This window comes from Streptomyces sp. NPDC046303 (assembly GCF_055588085.1).
Window position 1 is genome coordinate 1 of the sequence record NZ_JBVJFA010000026.1, and the last position, 23269, is coordinate 23269.

The window sequence follows — 23269 nt, forward strand, 5'->3', positions numbered from 1 at the left end:
ACAGTGCTGTAGCGAGGGTTTCGAGATCTGTCGTCACAAACAGATCAACGAGACCCTCGCTTCATGCGCCCGAGACTTCGGACTTACTCGTCTAGCCCCGCCGCGCCCTGCGGTGCCCCCGCCCCCGCCCCCGCCCTCACCACGGGCGGGGGCGGGGGCACCGCTATGCCCGGCCGCGCAAAGGCCCGGCAAGGTCCGGCCTGGTACGGAGAGGTCCGGCCAGGTCCGGAGGGGGCGGCCTCAGTTCAGGAGGGCGCGGGCGGCCGTGGCTTCGCCGTGGACGCGGGCCGCCGCCTCGGCGTCGACGGCGGCCACCACCTCCGCGTACGCGTCCAACTCGGCCGCCCCTTCACGGAAGGCACCCCGTTCGACGAGCAGCCGCGCCCGCTCGTACCGCAGCGACGCCGGATGCGACGGCAGCAGCAGCGACAGCTCCAGCGCCCACAGCGCCACCCCCGACTGCTCCGGCCGGGACGAGGCCCACGCCCGGATGTTGTTCAGGATCCGCAGGACGATGTCCAGTGTGCGCGCGGGGCTCCGCGGACCCTCCGCCAGCTCCGCCGGCCCCGCCCCCAGGGACGCGCCGCCCGCGAAGGGATCGACCACCAGGCCCTCCTCCGGGTCCCCGAAGCCCACCACGAAGTGCCCCGGCAGCCCCAGTCCGTACACCGGCGCCCCCGCCCTGCGGGCGACCTCCAGCCACACCACGGACAGCAGGATCGGCAGCCCGCGCCGGCGCCGCAGCACCTCGTGCAGGAGGGAGGACGACAGCCGCTCGTAGTCCGCCGGGGTCCCGTGGAAACCGAGCCGACCGCCCAGCAGTTCCGTCACCGCCGATGCCCAGGCGCGGCCGCCCCGCAGCCCGTACGGCAGCATCCCGGCCAGCCGGTCCAGCTCGATCTGCGCCCAGTCCATGCCCCGGTCGTCCAGCTGGGGATCCGCCTCCGCCGCCAGCAGCAGGCACATCAGCGCCAGGTCCGGCCGTTCCGACCGCGCCTCCGCCGCGAACTGCTCACGCCGCTCCGCCGGGCTCACCGCGCCGCCCGGTAGTGGTGGTACGTGTGGTGCGTGGCGAAGCCCAGCCCGTCGTACAGGGCCAGCGCCTGCGGATTGTCCGTCTCCACCTGGAGCCAGGCCGCCGAGGCGCCCTCCTCCAGCGCGCGCCGCGCCAGCGCCGCCATCACCGCGGTCGCCAGCCCCTCCCGCCGGTGCGCGGGATCGACCGTCACCGCGGCGAAACCCGCCCACCGCCCGTCCACCACGCACCGCCCGATGGCGCGGCCCCCGTGCAGCTCCGCGAACCACACCGACGGGCCCTCGACCAGCAGCCGCCGGGCCACCTCCGGGTCGCCGACCCTGCCGTAGCGCCCGAGCCACGCCTCGTCCGGGGTACGGGTCAGGCGTACCGCCCCGGCGGCGGGCGCGTCCACGTCCCCGACCGGCGCCAGCGCCCCGATCCGTACCTCCGCCGACACCTCGGCCGCCCACCCGCGCCGCTCCAGCTCCGCGATCAGCAGCTCCTGGGTGCCGACGGCTCCCGTCGCGGCCTGCACATACGCCGGAAGTCCCCGTTCCGCGTACCAGGAGGTCACTCGAGCGAGTGCATCGTCCAGCGGTATCCCCGGATCGCCGAGCGGCAGCACCGAGTTCGCCCGCCGGGTGAATCCCGCGGCCGCCCGCAGCGTCCACTCGCCCAGCGGCTCGCTCTCCAGCGGCTGCCAGGAGCGCGCGGCGACCCTCGAGAGCTCCTCGAAAGAGGCCGCAGGACCCCGCCGGCGAGCCGGCGCGGGGGGCACGACCTTGCCCGCGACCAGCGAGGATTCCGCGATGCGGACGGACTTTCCGTTCTTTTGTGTGATCAGCAGCACACCCGCGTCCCAGGATGTGAGAACCCCTACGGTGTCCGTGTATGCGGGGGCCCCGCTCGACCCGCCCTCCACCCGTCGTACAGAGACTCGTTTACCCACGTCAGCGGGGGTAATACGGACCTCCAGCAGTCCACCGGCAGTGATTTCCACAGCTCTGTCCGCCCCTCCTGTTCGGATCGTGCCCGGGAACGGAGATACTAGGTGCGGGCATCGACGACGCCGCGCTCCCGCGCGATATGGAAAGCCCTACCGAGGAGGAACGAGAGCGTGACCTACGTCATCGCGGAGCCTTGTGTCGACGTCAAGGACAAGGCATGCATCGAAGAGTGCCCCGTCGACTGCATCTACGAGGGCCAGCGGTCCTTGTACATCCACCCGGACGAGTGCGTCGACTGCGGTGCTTGTGAGCCGGTCTGCCCGGTCGAGGCCATCTTCTACGAGGACGACACTCCGGAGGAGTGGAAGGACTACTACAAGGCGAACGTCGAGTTCTTCGACGAGCTCGGTTCGCCCGGCGGTGCTTCCAAGCTCGGCCTGATCGAGCGCGACCACCCCTTCATCGCGGCGCTGCCCGCCGACATCAACCCTTCTCACTGAGGGTTCACGGCACACGCGCCACTCGGTCCCGTACGGCCTGCCCGCCGCACGGGACCGAGGTGTTTCCCGACCTTCGCGTCCAGCACCCAGAGAGAGCAGAGACCACCGTGGCCGCAGTATCCGACCGTCTTCCCGCCTTCCCCTGGGACAAGCTGGAGCCGTACAAGAAGACGGCGGCGGCCCACGCGGACGGCATCGTCGACCTGTCGGTCGGCACGCCCGTGGACCCGGTGCCCGAGCTGATCCAGCGCGCCCTGATCGGCGCCGCGGACTCCCCGGGCTACCCGACGGTGTGGGGCACGCCCGCCCTGCGCGACGCGATCACCGGCTGGCTGCGCGGCCGCCTCGGCGCGAGCGCCGCGGAGCACCGCAACGTCCTGCCGGTCGTCGGCTCCAAGGAGCTGGTGGCCTGGCTGCCGACCCAGCTGGGCCTGGGCGCCGGGGACAAGGTGGCCTACCCGCGGCTCGCCTACCCCACGTACGAGGTCGGAGCGCGGCTGTGCGGCGCCGAGGCCGTGGTCTACGACGACCCCACGGAGCTGGACCCGGCCGGCGTGAAGCTGCTGTGGCTCAACTCCCCGTCCAACCCCACCGGCAAGGTCCTCTCCAAGGAGGAGCTGATCCGGATCGTGGCCTGGGCGCGCGAGCACGGGATCCTGGTCTTCAGCGACGAGTGCTACCTGGAGCTGGGCTGGGAGGCCGAGCCGGTCTCCGTCCTCCACGACGACGTCTGCGGGGGCTCGTACGAGGGCCTCGTCGCGGTCCACTCGCTCTCCAAGCGGTCCAACCTGGCCGGCTACCGGGCCGCCTTCATCGCCGGTGACGCGGACGTGCTCGGCGAGCTGCTGGAGATCCGCAAGCACGGCGGCATGATGACCCCGGCCCCGGTGCAGGCGGCCACGGTCGCGGCGCTCGGCGACGACCGCCACGTCCAGGAGCAGCGCGCCCGCTACGCGGCCCGCCGCACGGCGCTGCGCACGGCGCTGGAGGAGCACGGATTCCGCGTCGAGCACAGCGAGGCGAGCCTCTACCTGTGGGTGACCCGGGACGAGCCCTGCTGGGACACCGTGGCCTACCTCGCCGACCTGGGCATCCTGGTCGCGCCGGGAGACTTCTACGGGGAGGCGGGCGCGCGGTTCGTGCGCGTGGCCTTCACCGCCACCGACGAGCGGGTCGAGGCCGCGGTCAAGCGCCTGGGCTGAGCCGCCGCGCCCGGCCTGCCGCGCCGGCCTGCCGCGGCCGCGGACAGCCCGAAGGGGCCGGGAGTTCGTGCTCCCGGCCCCTTCGGTGTTGCCACGGCGTGTCAGCCCAGCAGGCCACCGGGCAGGCCGCCACCCGGCAGGCCGCCACCGGGCAGGCCGCCGCCCGGCAGACCGCCACCCGGCAGTTCGGTCGGCAGACCGCCCGTCAGGCCATCGGCCGCCGGCAGCTGCTGGGTGGCCGGCAGGCCGCCGAGCAGGCCGCCCGCCGTGCTGGTCAGGTCGGCGGCGGGGGCGGGTGCCGGAAGGGCCTCCACGGCGGTGCTCGCCGTGTCCGTGGCCGCTGCCGTCGTCGCGGCCGCGGCGTCCGGGGCGTCCGCGGCGCTGGCTGCGCCGGCCGCACCGACCACGGGGGCTGCCCCGGCTGCGAGGAGCAGCGCGGTACGGGCGATCCGACGGGTCAGGGGGAGGGACATGATGCTCCTAAGCGGTAGCGGCTAGGTACGCCGTGTACAACCGCTCGTGGGGCGGGTGGAGTTGCGGAGCCGGTGGGTAAAAGATCGGTAACGCATCGTTTAATCGGCTTCCGCGACAAGCGCATTGGATGCGCGCCCACCAGGGATTCTGTCCCTCCGGGCGCCCCGCGGCCGCCGCCCCGGCCACCCCCGCAGGAGGGACGTCTCGTACGCACGGCCGGGTGGCCTGCGCGGACCCGCCCGGCCGCGGCGGACGGCCTCAGCGGGCGATGACGATCCGGACCTCGTCGCCGGAGGAGTCGCGCGGATCGCCGTCGCCGGACTTGCCGCCGCCCTTGCTCTGCCACACGCCCCGGTCCTGGCCGCCGATCCAGCCGCCGCCGCGGTACGAGACCCGCGCGATGCCCAGCTCGTGGGACCGGGCCACCGCCCAGTGCGCCATCGCACGGCCGCGGCGCTCCTCGGCCGCGCCGCCGTTCGGCTTCAGCCGCAGGCTGATCTCCTGCTCCGCGACCCCGCCCGCACCCGTCCGGCCGCCCGAACCGACGCCGGTGCCGCCGCCCGTGCCGCCGCCCGCGCTGCCGGCCAGCGCCTCCTTGCCGAAGGCCCGCACCAGCTCCGCCTTCACCTTCTCCGCATCGCCCTTCAGCGGCGCCGGGCCCGAGCAGGACAGCACGCCGCCCTCCCCGAAGGCCGCCGTCAGGACCGTCGCGTCCGTCTCGTGCTTCGCGTACGCCTGCGGGTAGCCGCTGCGCTGCACCTTCTGCGCCGCCACCGTCAGCGGCATCCGCGAGTACCCCGGAACGTCGACGAGGTGGTCGTAGAAGATCCCGGCCGAGTACACCGGGTCCGTGATCTGCTCCGCGGTGCCCCAGCCCATCGAGGGCCGCTGCTGGAACAGGCCCAGCGAGTCCCGGTCGCCGTGGTCGAGGTTGCGCAGCGCCGACTCCTGCATGGCCGTCGCCAGCGCGATGGTCACCGCACGGTCCGGCAGCCCCTTGGAGATGCCGACGGCGGCTATCGTCGCCGCGTTCGCCGCCTGCTCCGGGGTCATCTCGTACTTCTGCCCGCCGCCGGCCGTCGCGGTGGCCGTGCAGTACGGGGCACCGGCGCCGCCGTTGGAGTACCGCTGGACGGCGAAATAGCCGATGACCGCGAGGAGGACGAGCAGGCCGACTGCCGCGCGGAGCGGCCTGCGGCGACGGGGGCGAGGACCACGGGATTCGGACACGCGGCCCACCGTACTTGAGGCATATGACGAGTCCACCGGCCGGACGCCGAGGCCGCGCCCGGCCCGTGGGCGTTAGGGTCGGTTCATGCCCGAATCCGAGCTGGACCTCACCCTGGACGCAGCCGAGCTGACCGCCCGGCTCGTCGACATCCCCTCTGTGAGCGGCGACGAGAAGGTACTCGCCGACCGCGTGGAACGTGCGCTACGGGCCCTTCCGCACCTCACCGTGGACCGCTTCGGCAACAACGTCGTCGCCCGCACGCACCTCGGCCGCGCCGAGCGCGTCGTCCTCGCCGGCCACCTCGACACCGTGCCGATCGCCGACAACGTCCCCTCGCGCCTCGACGAGAACGACGTCCTGTGGGGCTGCGGCACGACGGACATGAAGTCCGGTGTCGCCGTGCAGCTGCGCATCGCGGCCACCGTCCCCGAGCCGAACCGGGACCTCACCTTCGTCTTCTACGACCAGGAGGAGGTCGCCGCCCACCTCAACGGCCTGGGCAAGGTCGCCGAGGCCCACCCCGACTGGCTGACCGGCGACTTCGCGGTGCTGCTCGAGCCCTCCAACGCCGAGGTCGAGGGCGGCTGCCAGGGCACCCTGCGGGTGCTGCTGCGCACCTCGGGCGAGCGCGCCCACTCCGCGCGCAGCTGGATGGGCTCCAACGCGATCCACTCGGCGGCGCCGATCCTGGCGCGGCTGGCCGCGTACGAGCCGCGCAAGCCGGTGATCGACGGCCTGGAGTACCACGAGGGCCTCAACGCGGTCCGCATCGAGGGCGGCGTCGCCACCAACGTCATCCCCGACGCCTGCACGGTGACGGTCAACTTCCGCTACGCCCCGGACCGCACCGAGGCCGACGCCCTGGCCCACGTACGCGAGGTGTTCGCGGACTGCGACATCGCCGAGTTCGTCGTCGACGACCACTCGGGCGGCGCCCTGCCCGGCCTCTCGCACCCCGCCGCGGCGGCCTTCATGGAGGCGGTCGGCGGCCGCGCCATGCCCAAGTTCGGCTGGACGGACGTCTCCCGCTTCAGCGCGCTCGGCGTCCCGGCGGTCAACTACGGCCCGGGGGACGCCCTGCTGGCCCACAAGGTCGACGAACGCGTCGAGACGAAGGCGATCCTGCACTGCGAGGAACGACTCCGTGCCTGGCTGACCTCGTGAATTCCGCTTGCCGTCACCTTCGTGCGCCTAACCTGATCCAACGATCAGCAGGAGGGAGCACAGCATGGGCAACCCTGAAGGGTCCGCTCGCCGCCGGCCCGAGGAGCAGCAGCTCGGGCCGGTGCTGAGGAGGCGGAGCCAGGTGCGGGCGGGCAGTACGACGGACCAGCGGCTGCTGGATTACGCCGGGCCTTCCGAGTGGGTGCACACCGATCCCTGGCGGGTCCTGCGCATCCAGTCCGAGTTCATCGAGGGCTTCGGCACGCTCGCCGAGCTGCCGCCCGCGATCAGCGTGTTCGGATCGGCCCGCACCTTGCCGGGCACGCCGGAGTACGAGGCGGGCGAGCGGATCGGCGGCGCGCTGGTCGACGCCGGGTTCGCGGTGATCACCGGCGGCGGTCCGGGCGCGATGGAGGCGGCCAACAAGGGCGCCCGCGAGGCCGACGGGATCTCGGTCGGCCTGGGCATCGAGCTCCCCTTCGAGCAGGGCCTCAACGAGCACGTCGACCTCGGGCTGAACTTCCGGTACTTCTTCGTCCGCAAGACGATGTTCGTGAAGTACAGCCAGGGCTTCGTGGTGCTGCCGGGCGGCCTCGGCACGCTGGACGAGCTGTTCGAGGCGCTGACCCTGGTCCAGACGCAGAAGATCACCCGCTTCCCCATCGTGCTGTTCGGCACGGAGTACTGGAGCGGCCTGGTCGACTGGCTGCGCAACACGGTGATCGCGCAGGGCAAGGCCTCGGAGAAGGACCTCTACCTCTTCCACGTCACGGACGACGTGGAAGAGGCGATCTCGCTCGTGACGAAGGAAGTCGGGAAGTAGGACGGAGCCGCTGCGGCCCGGGCCCCCGCGGCCCGGGCCGCAGCGGTCTCAGGCCAGGCCGCGGCGGGCGACCGCCGGGGGGCGGTGGCCCTGGATCGAGCGGACCATGTCCAGGATCTGCCTGGTTTCCGCGACCTCGTGGACCCGGTAGACCTGGGCGCCCAGCCAGGCCGAGACGGCTGTCGTGGCCAGGGTGCCCAGCAGGCGCTCCTTGACCGGCTTGTCGAGGGTCTCGCCGACGAAGTCCTTGTTGGACAGGGAGACCAGCACCGGCCAGCCCGTCGCCGTCATCTCCTCCAGCCGTCGCGTGGCCTCCAGCGAGTGCCGGGTGTTCTTCCCGAAGTCGTGCCCCGGGTCGATCATGATCGCGTCCCGGCGCACGCCGAGCGCGGCGGCGCGTTCGGCGAGGCCGAGGGTGACCTCCAGGATGTCGGCCATCACGTCCTCGTACGAGGTCCGGTGCGGCCGGGTGCGCGGCTCGACCCCGCCCGCGTGGGTGCAGACCAGCCCGGCGCCGTGGCGTGCCGCGACCTCGGCCAGCTTGGGGTCCACCCCGCCCCACGCGTCGTTGAGCACGTCGGCGCCGGCTTCGCACACGGCCTCGCCGACCTCGTGCCGCCAGGTGTCCACGCTGATCACCACGTCCGGGTGGCGGCGCCGGACCTCGGCCACGAAGCCCACCGTGCGCCGCGCCTCCTCGGCCGCGTCCACGTGCTCGCCGGGGCCGGCCTTGACCCCGCCGATGTCGATGATCGCGGCGCCCTCGGCAACGGCCTGCTCGACCCGGTCGAGCGCGGGCTCGTCGCGGAAGGTCGCGCCCTGGTCGTAGAAGGAGTCGGGAGTCCGGTTCACGATGGCCATGATCACCGGCTCGTGCGTGTCGAACTCGCGCCTGCCCAGTCGCAGCATCCTGCTCTTTCCTCCTTCGGCGGCCCATGCGCCTCGCCTGCGACCTTAACCTGGTGGCCGGAGTCTCTCAGGGGAGTTGATCGTGTTCTTCTTCTTGATGATCGCGCTGGTCGTGGTCGTGGCAGCGGTCACCCTGGCGGTGATCGGCGGCGGTGCGGAGGCCGTCCTGCCGGAAGCGGAGCCGGACCGGGTGGCCGACGGGCTGCCGGAGACCCGGCCCGTCGTACGGGCTGACGTCGACGCCCTGCGGCTGCCGGTGGCGCCGCGCGGCTACCGGATGGCAGAGGTGGACGACGTACTGGAGCGGCTGGCGGCGGAGCTGGCCGAGCGGGACGCGCGGATCGCACAGCTGACGGCGGGTGCCGCCCCGGCCACCCCGCTCGCCCCGGGCGCGGAGGACCGGGTCGACCTCACCAAGGACGAACGGTGACCGGCGCCGGGCTCAGGGCCGGGCCGGACGGCGCTCTGCGCTGTCCCTGGGGGCTGTCCGCCGAGGACTACGTCGCCTACCACGACACCGAGTGGGGCAAGCCGGTCCACGGCGACGACGCGCTGTACGAGCGGCTGTGCCTGGAGGCCTTCCAGTCCGGGCTGTCCTGGATCACCATCCTGCGCCGCCGCGCGGGGTTCCGTAAGGCCTTCGCGGACTTCGGGATCGCGGCGGTCGCGGAGTTCGGGCCGGCCGACGCCGAGCGGCTGCTGGCGGACGAGGGGATCATCCGCAACCGGGCCAAGATCGAGGCCACCCTGGCCAACGCGAAGGTGCTGGCCCGGTGGCAGCCCGGGGAATTGGACGAGCTGATCTGGTCCCACGCCCCGAAGAAGCCGGGCCGGGCTCCGAGGAGCACCGCCGACGTGCCGGCGGTCACCGCGGAGTCCACGGCCCTGGCCAAGGCCCTGAAGAAGGCGGGCATCCGCTTCGTCGGGCCGACCACGGCCTACGCCCTGATGCAGGCGTGCGGCCTGGTCAACGACCACCTCGAGGGCTGCGTGTCCCGCGAGGCGTAGGCCGGCCGGCGGCCGGGGGCGGGGCAGGCCGGCCGCCGGGGTCAGCGGCCCAGGTACTTCGGCGGCTGCTTCGCGAGGAAGGCCTCGACGGCGATGGAGTGGTCCTCGGAGGCCCCGGCGCGGGTCTGGAGGACGTCCTCGCGCTCCAGCGCCTCGGCGAGCGAGTGGGAGGCCCCGTACGCCAGGGACTCCTTCAGCGCCGCGTACGCGACCGTCGGGCCGGACGCCAGCCGGCGGGCCACGGCCTCGGCCTCGGCGTGCAGGGAGTCCGCGGGGACCAGGCGGTTGGCGATGCCGAGCTCGAACGCCTCCTGGGCCTTGACCGTGCGCGGGAAGAGCAGCAGGTCGGAGGCGCGGGAGGCACCGATCAGGCGGGGCAGGGTCCAGGAGACCCCGGAGTCGGCGGTCAGCGCCACCCCGGCGAACGAGGTGTTGAAGGACGCCGTGTCGGCGACGACCCGGAAGTCCGCGGCGAGCGCGAAACCGAAGCCCGCCCCGGCCGCGACCCCGTTCACCCCGGCCACCACCGGCTTCGGCATCTGCGCGAGCGCCTTGACGATCGGGTTGTAGTGCTCGGCGACGGTGCTCATCGTGAGGGAGGAGCCGGTCTCGCGGTCCGCCGCCAGGTTCCCGATGTGCTCCTTGAGGTCCTGGCCCACGCAGAAGGCCCGGGTGCCGGCCGCGGTCAGCAGCACGGCCCGTACCGCGGTGTCGGCGGCCGCCGCGAGGGCCGCGTCGCGCAGTGCGACCTTGGCCTCCGTGTTCATGGCGTTCATCGCGTCCGGGCGGTTGATCGTGATGGTCGCGAGTCCGTCGGTCACTTCGTAGAGCACGCTGTCGGCCATGGCAGGGGGTCCCCCTTCGTCGCGGGCTGGCTACCGGCCGGTACCGGCCGGTGCAAGGGCCAGCATGGCGGACCGGACGGCAGGCGCACATGTGATGTGCGTCAAAGAAAGCCGAGGCCGTTCACCGGGGGCGGCGGCGAAGTATCCCAGGCGGGTCCCCGAAATGAGTGGTTTTGGCCGAGCGCGTTGCCCAAGCGTTCCCGGCCGATGTTGGTCATCGGGTCCTGACATGCGGGATAATGGCTGGGAAGCAATGTGTTCGATGCCGGGTACTAGGCGCCTGAATGGGGCCGTCGGCTGACGATGAGCTGGTTTCAGGAAGGGGAACGAGCATGGCGGCCATGAAGCCGCGGACGGGCGACGGCCCGCTCGAGGTCACCAAGGAGGGGCGGGGCATCGTCATGCGCGTACCGCTCGAGGGCGGCGGTCGGCTCGTCGTCGAGCTGACCCCGGACGAGGCGGACGCCCTGGGTGACGCCCTGAAGAAGGTCGTCGGCTGACCTGTCGGCACCATCTGCATTCTGCATTTCGCATTTCGCATTCTCTGCGCTGCCCCGATCGCTCGTGATGAGCGGTCGGGGCAGCGTTGTGTCCAGGACCACGACCTTGATCGCCGGAGCCGTGACGTGACGTTCTCCCCGCCCGCCCCGCCCGCCTTCGCGCAGTGCACCCCCCGTCAGAAGGCGGCCCGGATCCTGACGGACGTGCTGGCGCCCGCCAACCTGGTCGTGGCCCTGCTCCTGCTGGTCGGCTGGCACGCCACCACGTCCTGGTCGGGGCTCGGCTGGGGGCTGCTCCGCGCCGTGTTCTGCGGGCTGGTCCCGATCGGGATCATCGTGCTCGGGGTGCGGCGCGGGGCGCTGACCGACCAGCACATCCGCGTACGGCGCCAGCGGATGGTCCCGATGGCGCTGAGCGCGCTCTCCGTCGCCGCGGGGATCGGGCTCCTGCACGTGCTCGGCGCCCCGGCGGACGTCTTCGCGCTCGTCGTCGCGATGCTCGTCGGCCTGGCCTCGTCCCTGCTGGTGACCGTCGGCTGGCAGATATCCGTCCACATGTCGGTGGCCGGGGGCAGCGTGATGATCCTGCTGCTCGTCTTCGGAGCGGCGGTGCTGCCGGCGGCCCTGCTCGCCGCCGCCCTCGGCTGGTCGCGGCTGGTCCTCAAGGCGCACACACCGGCGCAGGTCCTCGCCGGTACGGCACTGGGCGGCGCGGCGGCCCTGACGTTCGCGCTGCTGCGCTGACGGGTCGTACGGCCGTACGGGACGAGCCCAGGGCTCTGCCGCCGCGGGCTCAGCGGCGCACCGCGCACAGCAGCCCGTCGCCCACCGGGAGCAGCGCGGCCTCCAGGGCGGGGCTCTCCCGTACGCTGCGCAGCAGTTCGCGGACGCGGAGCACCTCCACCGGCTGGGCCGAGGAATCGACCGTACGGCCGTCGGAGAAGACTCCCTCGAAGCACACCAGCCCGCCGGGCCGCAGCAGGCGCAACGATTCAGCGAGGTATTCGAGGGACTCGGCCGGGTCGCCGTCGCAGAACACGAGGTCGTACCCGCCGTCGGCGAGGCGGGGGAGCACGTCGAGTGCCCGGCCCGGGATGAAGCGCGCGCGGTTGCCCGCGAAGCCGGCGGCGCGGAAGGCCTGGCGGGCGAAGGCCTGCCGGTCGGCTTCGGGATCCACCGTCGTCAGCACCCCGTCCGGGCGCATTCCGTGGAGCAGGTGGATGCCGGAGACGCCGGTTCCGGTGCCGATCTCGGCGACCGCCTTGGCGTCCGCGGTGGCGGCCAGCAGGCGCAGCGCGGCCCCGGTACCGGGGGAGACCGAGCGCAGGCCCGCTTCCCTGGACCGGTCGCGGGCCCATCGCAGAGCGTCGTCCTCGGCGACAAACGCGTCGGCGAACGCCCAGCTCGTCTGCCGGTTGCCGGTAATGACCCTCTCCTGTCCCCATAGTTGGCGCAACGGTGACTGTATCCGCTGACGTCGGGAACCCGCAGATGGGACCGGGCGTTGAGTGGGGTGTGGGCGGGATAAGAAGGGACGCTGCCGGGCAGATCGCCGGTCCGGGACCGCTCCGGGGCCCACGAGCCGTGCAAAGTTACTGCAAAAACGCTTATCCGGAGCTGACGGAGGGGGTGGCTATGGTAGGGACTCCGCTGGACACCACCAGAGCCGACAGGGGAGGTGCGGCTGCGCCTGTGGATCGTGGAGGCGTGCTGAGACGTCTCTTCTGGTCGGCGGGTGAGCCGAAATCCGTGACCGACACCGCTGACCGCTTCCACACCGCAGCCGCCGCAACCACCGCGACCTTCGCCTCCGATGCGGGCTCCCAGGCGTGGACCCCTCCCTCGTGGGAGGAGATCGTCAGCACGCACAGTGCGCGGGTCTACCGCCTTGCCTACCGTCTGACGGGTAACCAGCACGATGCCGAGGACCTGACCCAAGAGGTCTTCGTCCGCGTCTTCCGCTCGCTGTCGACGTACACGCCCGGCACCTTCGAGGGCTGGCTGCACCGCATCACGACCAACCTGTTCCTGGACATGGTCCGCCGCAAGCAGCGCATCCGCTTCGACGCGCTCGCCGACGACGCCGCCGAGCGGCTGCCCAGCCGCGAGCCGTCCCCCCAGCAGGTCCTGCACGACACCCACTTCGACGCGGACGTCCAGCAGGCGCTGGACACCCTCGCGCCCGAGTTCCGCGCCGCCGTGGTGCTGTGCGACATCGAGGGCCTGTCGTACGAGGAGATCGCCGCGACGCTCGGCGTGAAGCTGGGCACCGTCCGCAGCCGCATCCACCGGGGCCGCTCGCACCTGCGCAAGGCGCTCAAGCACCGGTCCCCCGCGGCCCGTGCCGAGCAGCGCGCGCTGGCCGGCGCGGCCGTGGGCGCGCCGGGCGCCGGGGGAGAGGGCGGAGCCGAGTGAGCGGAGTCAGTCCGTCCCCCGCCGAACAGCACCTGGGCGACCGGCTCGCCGCCCTGGTGGACGGCGAGCTGAACCACGACGCGCGCGAGCGGGTCCTGGCCCACCTGGCCACCTGCGCCAAGTGCAAGGCCGAGGCCGATGCCCAGCGCCGCCTGAAGACCATGTTCGTGGAGAGCGCGCCGCCGCCGCTGTCCGCCGGGCTGCTGGCCCGGCTGCAGGGGCTGCCCGGCGGCGGCTTCGACGGCCCCCCGGGCCCCGGAGGCCCGCCCGGCGGAGGTCCCCTCTCCGGGGATCCGCTCGCCTCGTTCGCGTACGCCCTGCCCCCGGCCGCCCGGCCGCAGCAGGAAGGGTTCCGGATCCACGAGGTGGGCCGCCCGCGCCGCCGGTTCGCGTTCGCCGCCGCCGGAGCGGTGTCCCTCGCCGCGCTCGCGCTGGGCGGCGCGATGCCACTCGAGACCGTCGACCCGAACCTGCGCGGGGAGTCCCCCGCGCCCGCCTCCCGGCCCGGTCCCGGCGTGCCGGTGGCCGACGCCTCGGTGACGGACGCGTTCGTCCGCGACCGGATGCCCACCCCGGCCGCCGTACCGTCGCTGCTGTCGACCGCCGCGACCCCGCTGCCGCCGCTGCACCCCTCCCCGCCGAGCTCGGCACGCCCCGTCTCCCTGCTGCGCTGACCGGGGACCTGGTTGAATCTGCGGCACATGCGCACGAGCACGCGGGGAGCGCCGATGGCCGACAGGCAGCAGACCGACCCGGCTCCACAGTGGTGGAGCCGGCCCGAGGGCACGGCGGCGGACGCCGGCCGCGAAGGTGTTCCCGCCCCGCGGCCGGAAGGCGGCAGCCAAGCGCAGGCCGAGGCCGCGCCGGTCCACGAGGTCCGGTACGACCCGTGGGGCCGGCAGCCGTTGCAGGTCGTGGACCGCGGCCGGCAGGGCCGCGGCTTCCGGCTCTGGCAGGTGGCGGCCCTCGCCACGGGGACGGCCCTGCTCGCCGGCGGGATCGGCGGCTACCTCGGCGTCCTCGCGGAGCGCCAGAGCAGCACCCGACTGGAGCTGCCCCAGGCCGCGGCCGCCGACAAGGGCCGCGCCCCGGACAGCGTCGCGGGCATCGCCGCCGCCGCACTGCCCGGGGTGGTCACCCTGCACGTGCGGGGCGCCTCCGGCAGCGGTACGGGCACCGGCTTCGTACTCGACCAGCAGGGGCACATCCTGACCAACAACCACGTCGTCGCCGGCGCCAAGGAGATGGCGGTCACCTTCAGCACCGGCGAGAGCGTCACCGCCGAGCTGGTGGGCCGCGACTCCGGCTACGACCTGGCCGTGGTCAAGGTCAACGGGGTACGGGGCCTGCAGCCGCTGAGCCTCGGGAACTCCGAGAACGTCCGGGTCGGCGACCCGGTGGTGGCCATCGGCGCGCCCTTCGACCTGTCCAACACCGTCACCGCGGGCATCATCAGCGCCACCGGCCGGCCCGTCACCGCCGGCGGGGACAAGGGCGACGGCAGCGACATCAGCTACGTCGACGCCCTCCAGACCGACGCCCCGATCAACCCCGGGAACTCCGGCGGCCCCCTCCTGGACGCCAAGGCCCACGTGGTCGGCATCAACAGCGCGATCCGCGGCGCCGACAAGGACGATCCCGCCCGCCAGGGCGGCTCCATCGGACTCGGCTTCGCCATCCCGATCAACCAGGGCAAGCGCGTCGCCGAGGAGCTCATCCGCACCGGCCGCGCCACGCACCCCGTCATCGGCGTCACCCTCGACATGGAGTACGCGGGCGACGGGGCCCGGGTCGGCGACAAGGGCGAGGACGGCAAGCCGGCCGTGGTCGCCGACGGGCCGGCCGCCCGCGCCGGGATCAAGGCCGGCGACGTGATCACCAAGGTCGACGGCCAGCGCGTGCGCGGCGGCGACGAGCTGATCATCAAGATCAGGGCGCACCGGCCGGGCGACCCGCTCACCCTCACGGTGCTCCGCGACGGCCGGGAGCGCACGCTGCAACTGGTCCTCGGCTCGGCGAACGGCTCGTGAGCGGCAGATGACGTACGGGAGAAACCGGCATTGAGCCGGTATGCAGGTATGGGCCCGGCGGAAACGCCGGGTACCGTGTGTCGGGGCCCGAAGTGATGGAGAGCCGAGGAGCGGCAAGGTGTTCAACGACATAGGCGCACTCGAACTCGTCACGATCGTGGTGCTCGCCATCCTCGTCTTCGGCCCGGACAAGCTGCCCAAGGTCATCCAGGACGTCACCGGGGTCATCCGGAAGATCCGCGCGTTCTCGGACAGCGCAAAGCAGGACATCCGGTCCGAACTCGGCCCGGAGTTCAAGGATTTCGAGTTCGAGGACCTGAACCCGAAGACCTTCATCCGCAAGCAGCTGACCGAGAACGAGGACCTCAGGGAGATCCGCAGCAGCTTCGACCTCCGCAAGGAGCTGAACGACGTCACCGACGCCGTGAACAGCAAGGAGAGCGATCCCGCGGCGGCTCCGGCCGGTTCGTCCGCCACGCCCGGCGGCGCCGGCCCGGACCTGCTGAAGAAGCCCTCCGCGCCCGCCGCGGAGCAGCGCGCCCGCTTCGACGCCGACGCCACCTGAGCGCAGCCTGCCCGGCGATCCGCGGTGGGATGGCTATCCTCCATCTGTTGTCCGGACCCAGGACGCCCGAGGGGGGCTGGCCGTTCCGGGCCCCACGGAACGAGAGGCCGGTCACATGGAGACGACGAGCAGCAGCAGGGTAGGGGCGCAGACCGCCGCCGCACCCGCTCAGGAACCGCAGACCGCCGAGCAGCCGCCGGAGGCCGCCGCGCCCGTGCCGGCGGCCCGCCGGACGGTCGAGGGCTTTCTCGCGGCAGACTTCCCCTGGTACGGGCTGGACGAGGCCTTCACCGGCCCCCGCTGGCTCATGCAGGTGGGCACGGCCGCCGACGGCGCCGTCGAGCACGGATCCACCGGCCACGGCGACGAGCCGTCCGCCCGCGGGGAGATCGCCACCGGCGAGAAGGAGCGCTTCGCGGTGGTCGTCACCGTCGCCAGCAACCCGGTACGGCGCAGCGGCGACGGCACCGGCACCCTGGAGGCCACCTCGGTCTCCTCCGCGGCCTGGCTGGCCGGCTCCGGTCTGCTGGCCTACAGCTGGCCCGGCCAGATGGACCACTCCCTGCGCAGCGACTGGCTCGACCAGCAGACCGAGGCCGCCTGGGAGCTCGCGGACGATCTCGACGGCGAGGACTGGTCGACGCTGTCCCTGCCGGTGGACGGGGAGCCGACGCCGTTCCACTACCGCGAGTCGGAGTTCGGGTGGGTGCTCGCCGGGTCCACCGGGAGCGGGGTCCACCTGGGCGCGTACGGGCGCGGGATGAGTGCGTACGGGCTCGGGTTCTCGGCCATCGCCGACCTCGGCGCGTACGAGTAGCAGCAACGCGGAAGGGCACCGCCGGCCGGCGGTGCCCTTCCGCAGGGCGCGGCCCGTGCGGGCCGGCCGTCAGAACTTGTTGCGCGGGGTGATGCCCAGCGACATGCCCGACAGGCCGCGGGCGCGGCCGCCCAGCTTGCCCGCGATGGCGCGCAGGGCCGCACCGGCCGGGGAGTCCGGGTCGGACAGGACGACGGGCTTGCCCTCGTCGCCGCCCTCGCGCAGGCGCACGTCGATCGGGATGGAGCCGAGAACCGGAACGGTCGCGCCGACCGTCTTGGTGAGGCCGTCGGCGACCTTCTGGCCACCGCCCGAGCCGAAGACGTCCACCATCTCGTCGCAGTGCGGGCACGGCAGGCCCGACATGTTCTCGACGACGCCGACGATCTTCTGGTGGGTCTGCACGGCGATCGAACCGGCCCGCTCCGCCACCTCGGCAGCGGCCTGCTGCGGGGTGGTGACGACCAGGATCTCCGCGTTCGGCACCAGCTGGGCCACCGAGATCGCGATGTCACCGGTGCCCGGCGGCAGGTCCAGCAGCAGGACGTCCAGGTCGCCCCAGTACACGTCCGCGAGGAACTGCTGGAGGGCCCGGTGCAGCATCGGGCCGCGCCACACCACCGGCGCGTTGCCCGGGGTGAACATGCCGATGGAGATGACCTTCACGCCGTGCGCCGACGGCGGCATGATCATGTTCTCGACCTGGGTGGGGCGGCCGTCCACGCCGAGCATGCGCGGCACGCTGTGGCCGTAGATGTCCGCGTCGACCACACCGACCTTCAGGCCGTCCGCGGCCATCGCCGCGGCCAGGTTGACGGTGACCGAGGACTTGCCGACGCCGCCCTTGCCGGACGCCACCGCGTACACGCGGGTCAGCGAGCCCGGCTTGGCGAAGGGCACCTCGCGCTCGGCGGTACCGCCGCGCAGCGAAGCCGCCAGCTCCTTGCGCTGCTCGTCGCTCATCACGTCCAGGGAGACGGCGACCGAGGTGACGCCCGCGACCCGCTCGACGGCCTCGGTGACGTTCTTGGTGATGGTCTCGCGCATGGGGCAGCCCGACACGGTCAGGTAGACGGTGACCGAGACCGCGCCCCCGTCGCCGATCTCCACCGATTTCACCATGCCGAGCTCGGTGATCGGCCGGTGGATCTCGGGGTCGTTCACCGTCGCCAGCGCGTCCAGGATCGCGTCCTGCTCGGGCACGGCGGCGGAGCTTGTGTCGGTAGCCATGCCCCGATGGTACGGCTCGGTAGCACGGCTCAGGAAAGCCTGTCAGCGGTCGCCTTCATCACGTTCCGACGGGAATAGCCGCCGCTCGTCCATCTCCTTGATCAGGTCCTGGAACTCGGACCTGATCCAGTCGCGCGTCGCGACCTCGCCCAGGCCCATCCGCAGCGCCGCGATCTCCCGCGTCAGGTACTCGGTGTCGGCGATGGACCGCTCGTTCTGCTTGCGGTCCTGCTCCAGGTTGACCCGGTCCCGGTCGTCCTGCCGGTTCTGCGCGAGCAGGATCAGCGGGGCGGCGTACGAGGCCTGGAGCGACAGCATCAGCGTCAGGAAGATGAAGGGGTACTCGTCCCAGCGCATGTCCTGCGGCGCGAAGATGTTCCACAGCACCCAGACGATGATGACCAGGGTCATCCAGACGATGAACCGGCCCGTGCCCAGGAACCGCGCCACCCGCTCCGACAGCCGCCCAAAGGCCTCGGGGTCGTACTCCGGCAGCAGCGACCGGCGCGGCGCCCGCGGCAGGTCGAGACGCGCGCGCGAGCGCGTCAGCGCGCTCGCCCCGGTGCTCGGGGCGGACTTCCCCGCCCGTTCCGCCGCATCCGCCGCCATCCCCTGCTCCCGCATCTGCATCCGGGCCTGTTCGCGCCGCTCCCGGATCTGCTCGCGGCGCCGCTCACGCGCCTGCTCGCCGCGCCCCCGGTCGAAACGCCCACGGTCACTGACCACCCACGGCCTCCTCGGAATGGAATTCCGTCTCCCGCCAGTCGTCCGGCAGCAGGTGGTCCAGTACGTCGTCCACCGTCACGGCGCCCAGCAGGGAGCCGCTCTCGTCGACCACCGGCACCGCGACCATGTTGTAGGCGGCGAGATGCGTGGTCACCGCGGGCAGCGAGGCGTCCGGCCGCAGCGGCGGCAGGTCCGTGTCCACGATCGAGCTGACCAGCGTGAACGGCGGGTCCCGCAGCAGCCGCTGGAAGTGCACCGTGCCCAGGTACTTGCCCGTCGGCGTCTCGTCCGGCGGCCGGCACACGTACACCTGCGCCGCCAGCGCGGGCGACAGGTCCGCCTGCCGTACGCGGGCCAGCGCGTCCGCGACGGTCGCGTCCGGCCGCAGCACGATCGGCTCGGTCGTCATCAGACCGCCGGCGGTGTTCTCCTCGTAGGACAGCAGGCGGCGCACATCGGCCGCGTCGTCCGGCTGCATCAGCGTCAGCAGCCGCTCCTTGTCGTCCTCCGGGAGCTCGGAGAGGAGGTCGGCCGCGTCGTCCGGGTCCATCGCCTCCAGGACGTCCGCGGCGCGCTCCTCCTTCAGCTTGCCGAGGATCTCCACCTGCTCGTCCTCGGGCAGCTCCTCCATGACGTCCGCGAGCCGGTCGTCGTCGAGGGCGCTCGCCACCTCGGCACGCCGCTTCGGGGTCAGATGGTGCAGCACGTTCGCCACGTCGGCCGGGCGCATCTGCTCGAAGGTGGCGACCAGGTTCTCGGCGCCCTGCCCGTGCTCCTCCAGCGAGAAGCCCGTCACCGCCGACCACTCCACCGTCAGGGTCTCGCCGCGTCGCCGCAGCGCCCCCGACTTGCCCTTCCGTACGAAAATGCGATCGATCTCCCAGTCGCGGCGGGCCGGCAGCTGCTGGATGGCCACGTCGAGGACGGTGACCTCCTCGCCGCTCGCGACCAGCGTCACCCGCCGGTCCAGGAGCTCCCCCAGGACCAGCCGCTCGGTGGGGCGCTGCTCGAAGCGCCGCATGTTGACCACGCCGGTGGTGATGACCTGCCCGGACTCCACGCCGGTGACCCGGGTCATGGGCAGGAAGATCCGGCGCCGGCTGACCACCTCGACCACCAGGCCCAGCAGCCGCGGCGGGCGGCCGCCGACGCGCAGCATCGCCACGAGGTCGCGGACCCGGCCCACCTGGTCGCCGTTGGGGTCGAAGACGGGCACACCCGACAGATGCGAGACGAAGATCCGCGGGGCGCCTGCAGCCATCCGAGCGCCTCCAGACGCGTCAATCAACAGTCCTGCCGCCCCTCAGGCTAGCCCTTGCCCCGCGCAACCGTCCTGGTGGGGCGGTCCGCACGGGGTCCCCCGGGGGGTTGGCGGCGGCCGGTCCACGGGCGGGTACGCTGCCTGCTGGCCGCAGACGACCGACGAGAGGCACTCGCACGTGACCGCCTACTTCCCTGCCGCGCGGCTGCGCCGGGCCGCCTTCATCGGTGCGCTGTGCGCAGGCCTCGCCGTCACCGGTACGGGCTGCGGGGACGATCCCGACGAGGGCACGAACGGGATCGGCAAGCTCTCCGCCGACAAGATCGAGGCGAAGGCGAAGGCGGCCGCCACGGAGGCGGACTCGGTGCACCTGTCCGGGACGCTGGTGAGCGGCGGCAAGTCCTTCACCCTCGACATGCGGCTGAAGTCGGACGGCGGCTCCGGCGAGGTGAAGTCCCAGGACGACACCTTCCAGCTGCTGCGGGTGGGGGAGCAGCTGTACCTGAAGGCGAGCGCGGCCTTCTGGGGCCAGTCCGACTCGGCCGGGAAGCTCGGCGACAAGTACGTGAAGGTCCCCGAGGGGGACCCCTCCTACAAGCAGTTCCGCGGGTTCACCGACATGGACGTCCTGCTGGACGGGCTGCTGGGCCTCGAGGGCAAGCTCGCCAAGGGCTCCTACACCAAGGTCGGGCACACCCGCGCGGTCCAGGTCACGGCCGACCAGGGCAAGGGCGGCAAGCTCTCGGTCTCCCTGGAGGGGACCCCGTACCCGCTGCTGATGGAACGCGCGGGCGGCGCCGGCCGGGTGGAACTCGCGGAGTGGGGCAAGGCCTTCCCGCTCGACCCGCCCGCGCAGGACCAGACCGTCGACTACGGGTCCCAGCTGCCCACGACGAAGGAGAGCGAGACCAAGGGCTCCGGGCAGGGCTCGAACCCGACCAAGCCGTAGCCGCTTCTACCGGGCGGCCTTCTTCCGCTTCAGCAGCAGCTTCGGCAGGTGCGCCGGGATCGGCTTGCGGGTGGTCGCGGGCGAGGCCAGCGGGGCCGCGGCCAGCGAGCCGGAGGGCAGTTCCGTGCGGACCGACTCCGGCTCCAGGCGCAGCAGGCGGCACTCCCGCGCCCACCGCTCGGTCATCTCCTCCGAGTCGGGCGCGTTCAGCCGCTTGCCCTTGAGCTCGGCGACGGCGGCCGCCCACTCCTCGCCGCGCGGCGCGAGCTCCCGTACGGTCGCCGTCCAGGCCACCAGCCGGCCGCCCTTGTCCTTGCTGCGCACGGTCACCTCGGCGCTCGCGCCGTCGGCGAGCCCCGGGAACGGCTGCTCGCCGGGCCCGTCGCCCAGGACGTGGGCCGCCCCGTCCACCCAGGCGTGCCACAGGGCACGGTCGGCCCCGGTCCCGCGGACCCAGATCAGGCCGGACTTCTTGGTGGCCTCCTCGACGAGGGCCAGGTCGAGCGCGCTGAGAGTCATGCGCACCAGAGTAGGGGAGGCCCGCCGCGGCCTCAGAGCCAGCCGTGGCGGCGCAGCGTCCGGTGGATGGTGAAGCAGATGCCGACGATCGAGGCCATCACCATCGGATAGCCGTACTTCCACTGGAGCTCGGGCATGTGGTCGAAGTTCATCCCGTAGACCCCGCAGATCATCGTCGGTACGGCGATGATCGCCGCCCAGGAGGTGATCTTGCGCATGTCCTCGTTCTGGGCGACGGTCGCCTGCGCCAGATTGGCCTGGAGGATCGAGTTCAGCAGCTCGTCGAAGCCCACCACCTGCTCGTGCACCCGCGCCAGGTGGTCGGCGACGTCCCGGAAGTACTTCTGGATGTCCGGGTCCACCAGCCGCATGGGCCGCTCGCTGAGCAGCTCCATCGGACGGAGCAGCGGCGCGACCGCCCGCTTGAACTCCATCACCTCGCGCTTGAGCTGGTAGATGCGGCCCGCGTCGCCGCCGCGCGCGGCGCCCTTCGCGGGCGCGGCGAAGACCTCGCTCTCCACCTCGTCGATGTCGTCCTGGACGGCCGCGGCGACGGCGACGTACCCGTCGACGACGTGGTCGGCGAGGGAGTGCAGCACGGCCGAGGGGCCCTTGGACAGCAGAGCGGTGTCGTCCTGGAGGCGGTGGCGCAGCCCCTTGAGGGAGCCCTGCCCGCCGTGCCGGACGGTGATGACGAAATCGGGGCCGGTGAAGCACATCACCTCGCCGGTCTCCACCACCTCGCTGGTGGCGGTGAGTTCGGCGTGCTCCACGTAGTGGATCGTCTTGAAGACGGTGAACAGGGTGTCGTCGTAACGCTCCAGCTTCGGCCGCTGGTGCGCGTGCACGGCGTCCTCCACCGCCAGCGGGTGCAGGCCGAAGGTGGCCGCGATCCCGGCGAACTCCTGTTCCGTCGGCTCGTGGAGGCCGATCCAGACGAAGCCGCCGTCCTCGCGGACCCGCCGGATCGCCTCACGGGGCGTCAGGCAGGCGGGTCCGAGGACGCGCCGGCCGTCGCGGTACACGGCGCAGTCGACCACGGCGCTGCTCGCCGACGGGTCGCGGGTGGTGTCGTATCCGGGCTGGGCCGGGGTGGACTTGCGCAGCGACGGACGGACGGCCGCACGCAGGTAGGGCAGCATCGACATGGCAGGCTCCTTCGCGCGCACGGCTGTGGACCGTACGGGTGGGAGACCCTCCACGACCGCGGGCGGGCAGGCCCGGGCAGGAGAGGGAAGCAGGACGGAGGACAAAGTTCTGCCGTCGCTCTTCTACTGATCAGGAGATCAAAGGGGGCGTGAGGCGCCCGTCACAGAAGCGGAAGAGCGATTGGTACTGCACGATCGACTTCGATCCATCGCAGCCCCACCTCCTCCGGCCGGTCCCCCGTGAGGGACGTCCTATCGCCGGGGACATGCCATCAGCGCTTGTTCAGCGCGGCCCCGACCAGCTGTCAACAGTATCAGCCGACGGATGGTCAAGACGCGTCCTTTACCCGGCGGATACGAGTTCTATGCTCGCTCCATGGCAGAAATTCTGGCCCTCGTGGAGGCTCGGCTGTGCACCGCGTTCGGCGTACCCGACGCACGCGCCGCCGTCACCTTCCTGGGCACCGACCGCATCGAGGTACTCCGCTTCGCCGAGGGCGACCTCGTGCGGTACGCGACCCTCGGGATGTCCGCGCACCCGATGACCGATCCGACCGCCGTGGTCGCCGACCCCGTCCGCGGTCCGCGCGCCGAGCTGGTGCTGACCGTACGGGGCGGCCTGGCGCCCACCGACAAACTCCTCAGGCCGCTCGCGGTACTGGCCGCCTCCCCGCAGGTCGAGGGGCTGATCGTGGCCCCCGGCGCCTCGCTGGAGGTGGGCGAACCGCTCTGGGAGGGCGCGCCGTTCAGCTCCGTCCTGGTGGGGGAGCCCGGGGGCCTGGTGGAGGACCTGGAGCTGGACGAGCCCATGGACCCGGTGCGGTTCCTGCCGCTGCTGCCCATGACCGCGAACGAGGCCGCGTGGAAACGGGTGCACGGGGCAGCCGCTCTCCAGGAACGCTGGCTCGCGCGCGGCACGGATCTGCGGGATCCTCTGCGTACCGCAGTCGCACTGGACTGAGCCCGGACGGGTGATCGCGTCTTGACG

At 72.5% G+C, this 23269-nt stretch carries 27 protein-coding genes; 15 read left to right on the top strand and 12 right to left on the bottom strand.

The genetic code is table 11. The features are described from left to right. Positions 1-240: 240 nt before the first annotated feature. Both ACZ6I1_RS24960 and ACZ6I1_RS24965 read right to left on the bottom strand, forming a co-directional pair. Positions 241-966 (bottom strand): transglutaminase-like domain-containing protein, encoded by a 726-nt coding sequence (locus ACZ6I1_RS24960; protein ID WP_469290825.1) that lies wholly within the window; start codon positions 964-966, stop codon positions 241-243. Between the two features lie 65 nt (positions 967-1031). Next, complete coding sequence (locus tag ACZ6I1_RS24965; protein ID WP_469290650.1) at positions 1032-2018, bottom strand: GNAT family N-acetyltransferase; 987 nt, start codon at positions 2016-2018, stop codon at positions 1032-1034. 117 nt (positions 2019-2135) lie between these two features. Here ACZ6I1_RS24965 and fdxA point away from each other — a divergent pair, with 117 nt between their 5' ends. Beyond that, positions 2136-2465, top strand: coding sequence for a ferredoxin (gene fdxA, locus ACZ6I1_RS24970; protein ID WP_030868357.1), 330 nt, complete (start codon positions 2136-2138; stop codon positions 2463-2465). 107 nt (positions 2466-2572) lie between these two features. Then, positions 2573-3667, top strand: coding sequence for a succinyldiaminopimelate transaminase (dapC, locus tag ACZ6I1_RS24975; protein WP_469290653.1), 1095 nt, complete (start codon positions 2573-2575; stop codon positions 3665-3667). 101 nt (positions 3668-3768) lie between these two features. On the opposite strand, the gene ACZ6I1_RS24980 is transcribed toward dapC, so the two are convergent. Together ACZ6I1_RS24980 and ACZ6I1_RS24985 are read right to left on the bottom strand one after the other, a co-directional pair. Next, complete coding sequence (locus ACZ6I1_RS24980) at positions 3769-4140, bottom strand: ATP-binding protein (protein ID WP_469290655.1); 372 nt, start codon at positions 4138-4140, stop codon at positions 3769-3771. A 259-nt stretch (positions 4141-4399) separates the two neighbouring features. After that, a complete protein-coding gene (locus ACZ6I1_RS24985; RefSeq protein ID WP_469290657.1) occupies positions 4400-5371 on the bottom strand; it encodes a hypothetical protein in 972 nt (323 codons plus the stop codon). A gap of 85 nt (positions 5372-5456) precedes the next feature. Between ACZ6I1_RS24985 and dapE the strand changes: the two genes are divergently transcribed. After that, a complete protein-coding gene (gene dapE, locus ACZ6I1_RS24990; protein ID WP_469290659.1) occupies positions 5457-6536 on the top strand; it encodes a succinyl-diaminopimelate desuccinylase in 1080 nt (359 codons plus the stop codon). Between the two features lie 64 nt (positions 6537-6600). Beyond that, a complete protein-coding gene (locus ACZ6I1_RS24995) occupies positions 6601-7359 on the top strand; it encodes an LOG family protein (protein ID WP_469290661.1) in 759 nt (252 codons plus the stop codon). A gap of 48 nt (positions 7360-7407) precedes the next feature. Here ACZ6I1_RS24995 and folP read toward each other — a convergent pair whose 3' ends face one another. Further along, positions 7408-8268 (bottom strand): dihydropteroate synthase, encoded by an 861-nt coding sequence (gene folP, locus ACZ6I1_RS25000; protein WP_469290663.1) that lies wholly within the window; start codon positions 8266-8268, stop codon positions 7408-7410. 76 nt (positions 8269-8344) lie between these two features. On the opposite strand from folP, the gene ACZ6I1_RS25005 reads away from it, so the two are divergent. Both ACZ6I1_RS25005 and ACZ6I1_RS25010 read left to right on the top strand, forming a co-directional pair. Continuing rightward, positions 8345-8698: a DivIVA domain-containing protein gene (locus tag ACZ6I1_RS25005; RefSeq protein ID WP_469290665.1), complete on the top strand. Its 354-nt coding sequence runs from the start codon at positions 8345-8347 to the stop codon at positions 8696-8698. Next, positions 8695-9276 (top strand): DNA-3-methyladenine glycosylase I, encoded by a 582-nt coding sequence (locus ACZ6I1_RS25010; RefSeq protein ID WP_469290667.1) that lies wholly within the window; start codon positions 8695-8697, stop codon positions 9274-9276. The genes ACZ6I1_RS25005 and ACZ6I1_RS25010 overlap by 4 nt, the downstream gene beginning before the upstream one ends. Positions 9277-9317: 41 nt before the next feature. Here ACZ6I1_RS25010 and chcB read toward each other — a convergent pair whose 3' ends face one another. Continuing rightward, complete coding sequence (chcB, locus tag ACZ6I1_RS25015) at positions 9318-10121, bottom strand: 2-cyclohexenylcarbonyl CoA isomerase (RefSeq protein ID WP_469290669.1); 804 nt, start codon at positions 10119-10121, stop codon at positions 9318-9320. A gap of 332 nt (positions 10122-10453) precedes the next feature. Here chcB and ACZ6I1_RS25020 point away from each other — a divergent pair, with 332 nt between their 5' ends. Continuing rightward, positions 10454-10621 carry a DUF3117 domain-containing protein gene (locus ACZ6I1_RS25020; RefSeq protein WP_003966491.1) on the top strand — a complete coding sequence of 56 codons (168 nt, stop codon included), beginning with the start codon at positions 10454-10456 and terminating at the stop codon, positions 10619-10621. A 126-nt stretch (positions 10622-10747) separates the two neighbouring features. Then, on the top strand, positions 10748-11365 hold the full coding sequence (locus ACZ6I1_RS25025; RefSeq protein ID WP_469290671.1) for a hypothetical protein: 618 nt from the start codon (positions 10748-10750) through the stop codon (positions 11363-11365). A 49-nt stretch (positions 11366-11414) separates the two neighbouring features. On the opposite strand, the gene ACZ6I1_RS25030 is transcribed toward ACZ6I1_RS25025, so the two are convergent. After that, positions 11415-12077, bottom strand: a complete 663-nt coding sequence (locus ACZ6I1_RS25030) for an O-methyltransferase (RefSeq protein WP_362587969.1) — start codon at positions 12075-12077, stop codon at positions 11415-11417. A 179-nt stretch (positions 12078-12256) separates the two neighbouring features. Between ACZ6I1_RS25030 and sigE the strand changes: the two genes are divergently transcribed. The 5 genes from sigE to ACZ6I1_RS25055 all read left to right on the top strand — a co-directional run bounded on the left by sigE (position 12257) and on the right by ACZ6I1_RS25055 (position 16448). Beyond that, a complete protein-coding gene (gene sigE / locus ACZ6I1_RS25035; protein ID WP_469290674.1) occupies positions 12257-13036 on the top strand; it encodes an RNA polymerase sigma factor SigE in 780 nt (259 codons plus the stop codon). After that, on the top strand, positions 13033-13710 hold the full coding sequence (locus ACZ6I1_RS25040; protein WP_469290676.1) for an anti-sigma factor family protein: 678 nt from the start codon (positions 13033-13035) through the stop codon (positions 13708-13710). The genes sigE and ACZ6I1_RS25040 overlap by 4 nt, the downstream gene beginning before the upstream one ends. A gap of 27 nt (positions 13711-13737) precedes the next feature. Beyond that, entirely contained in the window at positions 13738-15066 is a 1329-nt protein-coding gene (locus tag ACZ6I1_RS25045; protein WP_469290678.1) for a S1C family serine protease, read from the top strand. A 118-nt stretch (positions 15067-15184) separates the two neighbouring features. After that, positions 15185-15631: a sec-independent translocase gene (locus ACZ6I1_RS25050; protein ID WP_469290680.1), complete on the top strand. Its 447-nt coding sequence runs from the start codon at positions 15185-15187 to the stop codon at positions 15629-15631. Between the two features lie 115 nt (positions 15632-15746). Beyond that, positions 15747-16448 carry a hypothetical protein gene (locus tag ACZ6I1_RS25055; RefSeq protein WP_469290683.1) on the top strand — a complete coding sequence of 234 codons (702 nt, stop codon included), beginning with the start codon at positions 15747-15749 and terminating at the stop codon, positions 16446-16448. 69 nt (positions 16449-16517) lie between these two features. Here ACZ6I1_RS25055 and ACZ6I1_RS25060 read toward each other — a convergent pair whose 3' ends face one another. The 3 genes from ACZ6I1_RS25060 to ACZ6I1_RS25070 form a co-directional block, all read right to left on the bottom strand. Next, positions 16518-17633 carry an Mrp/NBP35 family ATP-binding protein gene (locus tag ACZ6I1_RS25060; RefSeq protein WP_469290827.1) on the bottom strand — a complete coding sequence of 372 codons (1116 nt, stop codon included), beginning with the start codon at positions 17631-17633 and terminating at the stop codon, positions 16518-16520. Between the two features lie 87 nt (positions 17634-17720). Then, on the bottom strand, positions 17721-18287 hold the full coding sequence (locus ACZ6I1_RS25065; protein ID WP_469290829.1) for a DUF1003 domain-containing protein: 567 nt from the start codon (positions 18285-18287) through the stop codon (positions 17721-17723). Positions 18288-18393: 106 nt separating this feature from the next. Then, the gene (locus ACZ6I1_RS25070; protein ID WP_469290685.1) at positions 18394-19665 is read right to left on the bottom strand and encodes a magnesium transporter MgtE N-terminal domain-containing protein; all 1272 of its coding nucleotides are present in this window, start codon (positions 19663-19665) and stop codon (positions 18394-18396) included. A 178-nt stretch (positions 19666-19843) separates the two neighbouring features. Here ACZ6I1_RS25070 and ACZ6I1_RS25075 point away from each other — a divergent pair, with 178 nt between their 5' ends. Then, positions 19844-20614, top strand: coding sequence for a hypothetical protein (locus ACZ6I1_RS25075; protein WP_469290687.1), 771 nt, complete (start codon positions 19844-19846; stop codon positions 20612-20614). A gap of 6 nt (positions 20615-20620) precedes the next feature. On the opposite strand, the gene ACZ6I1_RS25080 is transcribed toward ACZ6I1_RS25075, so the two are convergent. Together ACZ6I1_RS25080 and ACZ6I1_RS25085 are read right to left on the bottom strand one after the other, a co-directional pair. Then, positions 20621-21133 carry a hypothetical protein gene (locus ACZ6I1_RS25080; protein ID WP_469290689.1) on the bottom strand — a complete coding sequence of 171 codons (513 nt, stop codon included), beginning with the start codon at positions 21131-21133 and terminating at the stop codon, positions 20621-20623. A gap of 32 nt (positions 21134-21165) precedes the next feature. Continuing rightward, entirely contained in the window at positions 21166-22281 is a 1116-nt protein-coding gene (locus tag ACZ6I1_RS25085) for a magnesium and cobalt transport protein CorA (RefSeq protein ID WP_469290691.1), read from the bottom strand. 376 nt (positions 22282-22657) lie between these two features. Here ACZ6I1_RS25085 and ACZ6I1_RS25090 point away from each other — a divergent pair, with 376 nt between their 5' ends. Further along, positions 22658-23242, top strand: a complete 585-nt coding sequence (locus ACZ6I1_RS25090; RefSeq protein ID WP_362587941.1) for a suppressor of fused domain protein — start codon at positions 22658-22660, stop codon at positions 23240-23242. Positions 23243-23269 lie beyond the last annotated feature (27 nt).

Coding starts and splice junctions, on each gene's coding strand:
- ACZ6I1_RS25045 (WP_469290678.1), top strand. CDS start 13,738: ATGCGCACGAGCACGCGGGGAGCGCCGATGGCCGACAGGCAGCAGACC.
- ACZ6I1_RS25090 (WP_362587941.1), top strand. CDS start 22,658: ATGGCAGAAATTCTGGCCCTCGTGGAGGCTCGGCTGTGCACCGCGTTC.
- ACZ6I1_RS25080 (WP_469290689.1), bottom strand. CDS start 21,133: ATGACTCTCAGCGCGCTCGACCTGGCCCTCGTCGAGGAGGCCACCAAG.
- folP (WP_469290663.1), bottom strand. CDS start 8,268: ATGCTGCGACTGGGCAGGCGCGAGTTCGACACGCACGAGCCGGTGATC.
- ACZ6I1_RS24980 (WP_469290655.1), bottom strand. CDS start 4,140: ATGTCCCTCCCCCTGACCCGTCGGATCGCCCGTACCGCGCTGCTCCTC.
- ACZ6I1_RS25055 (WP_469290683.1), top strand. CDS start 15,747: ATGGAGACGACGAGCAGCAGCAGGGTAGGGGCGCAGACCGCCGCCGCA.
- dapE (WP_469290659.1), top strand. CDS start 5,457: ATGCCCGAATCCGAGCTGGACCTCACCCTGGACGCAGCCGAGCTGACC.
- ACZ6I1_RS25020 (WP_003966491.1), top strand. CDS start 10,454: ATGGCGGCCATGAAGCCGCGGACGGGCGACGGCCCGCTCGAGGTCACC.
- ACZ6I1_RS25085 (WP_469290691.1), bottom strand. CDS start 22,281: ATGTCGATGCTGCCCTACCTGCGTGCGGCCGTCCGTCCGTCGCTGCGC.
- sigE (WP_469290674.1), top strand. CDS start 12,257: ATGGTAGGGACTCCGCTGGACACCACCAGAGCCGACAGGGGAGGTGCG.
- ACZ6I1_RS24960 (WP_469290825.1), bottom strand. CDS start 966: ATGTGCCTGCTGCTGGCGGCGGAGGCGGATCCCCAGCTGGACGACCGG.
- ACZ6I1_RS24995 (WP_469290661.1), top strand. CDS start 6,601: ATGGGCAACCCTGAAGGGTCCGCTCGCCGCCGGCCCGAGGAGCAGCAG.
- chcB (WP_469290669.1), bottom strand. CDS start 10,121: ATGGCCGACAGCGTGCTCTACGAAGTGACCGACGGACTCGCGACCATC.
- ACZ6I1_RS25070 (WP_469290685.1), bottom strand. CDS start 19,665: ATGGCTGCAGGCGCCCCGCGGATCTTCGTCTCGCATCTGTCGGGTGTG.
- ACZ6I1_RS25065 (WP_469290829.1), bottom strand. CDS start 18,287: ATGGCGGCGGATGCGGCGGAACGGGCGGGGAAGTCCGCCCCGAGCACC.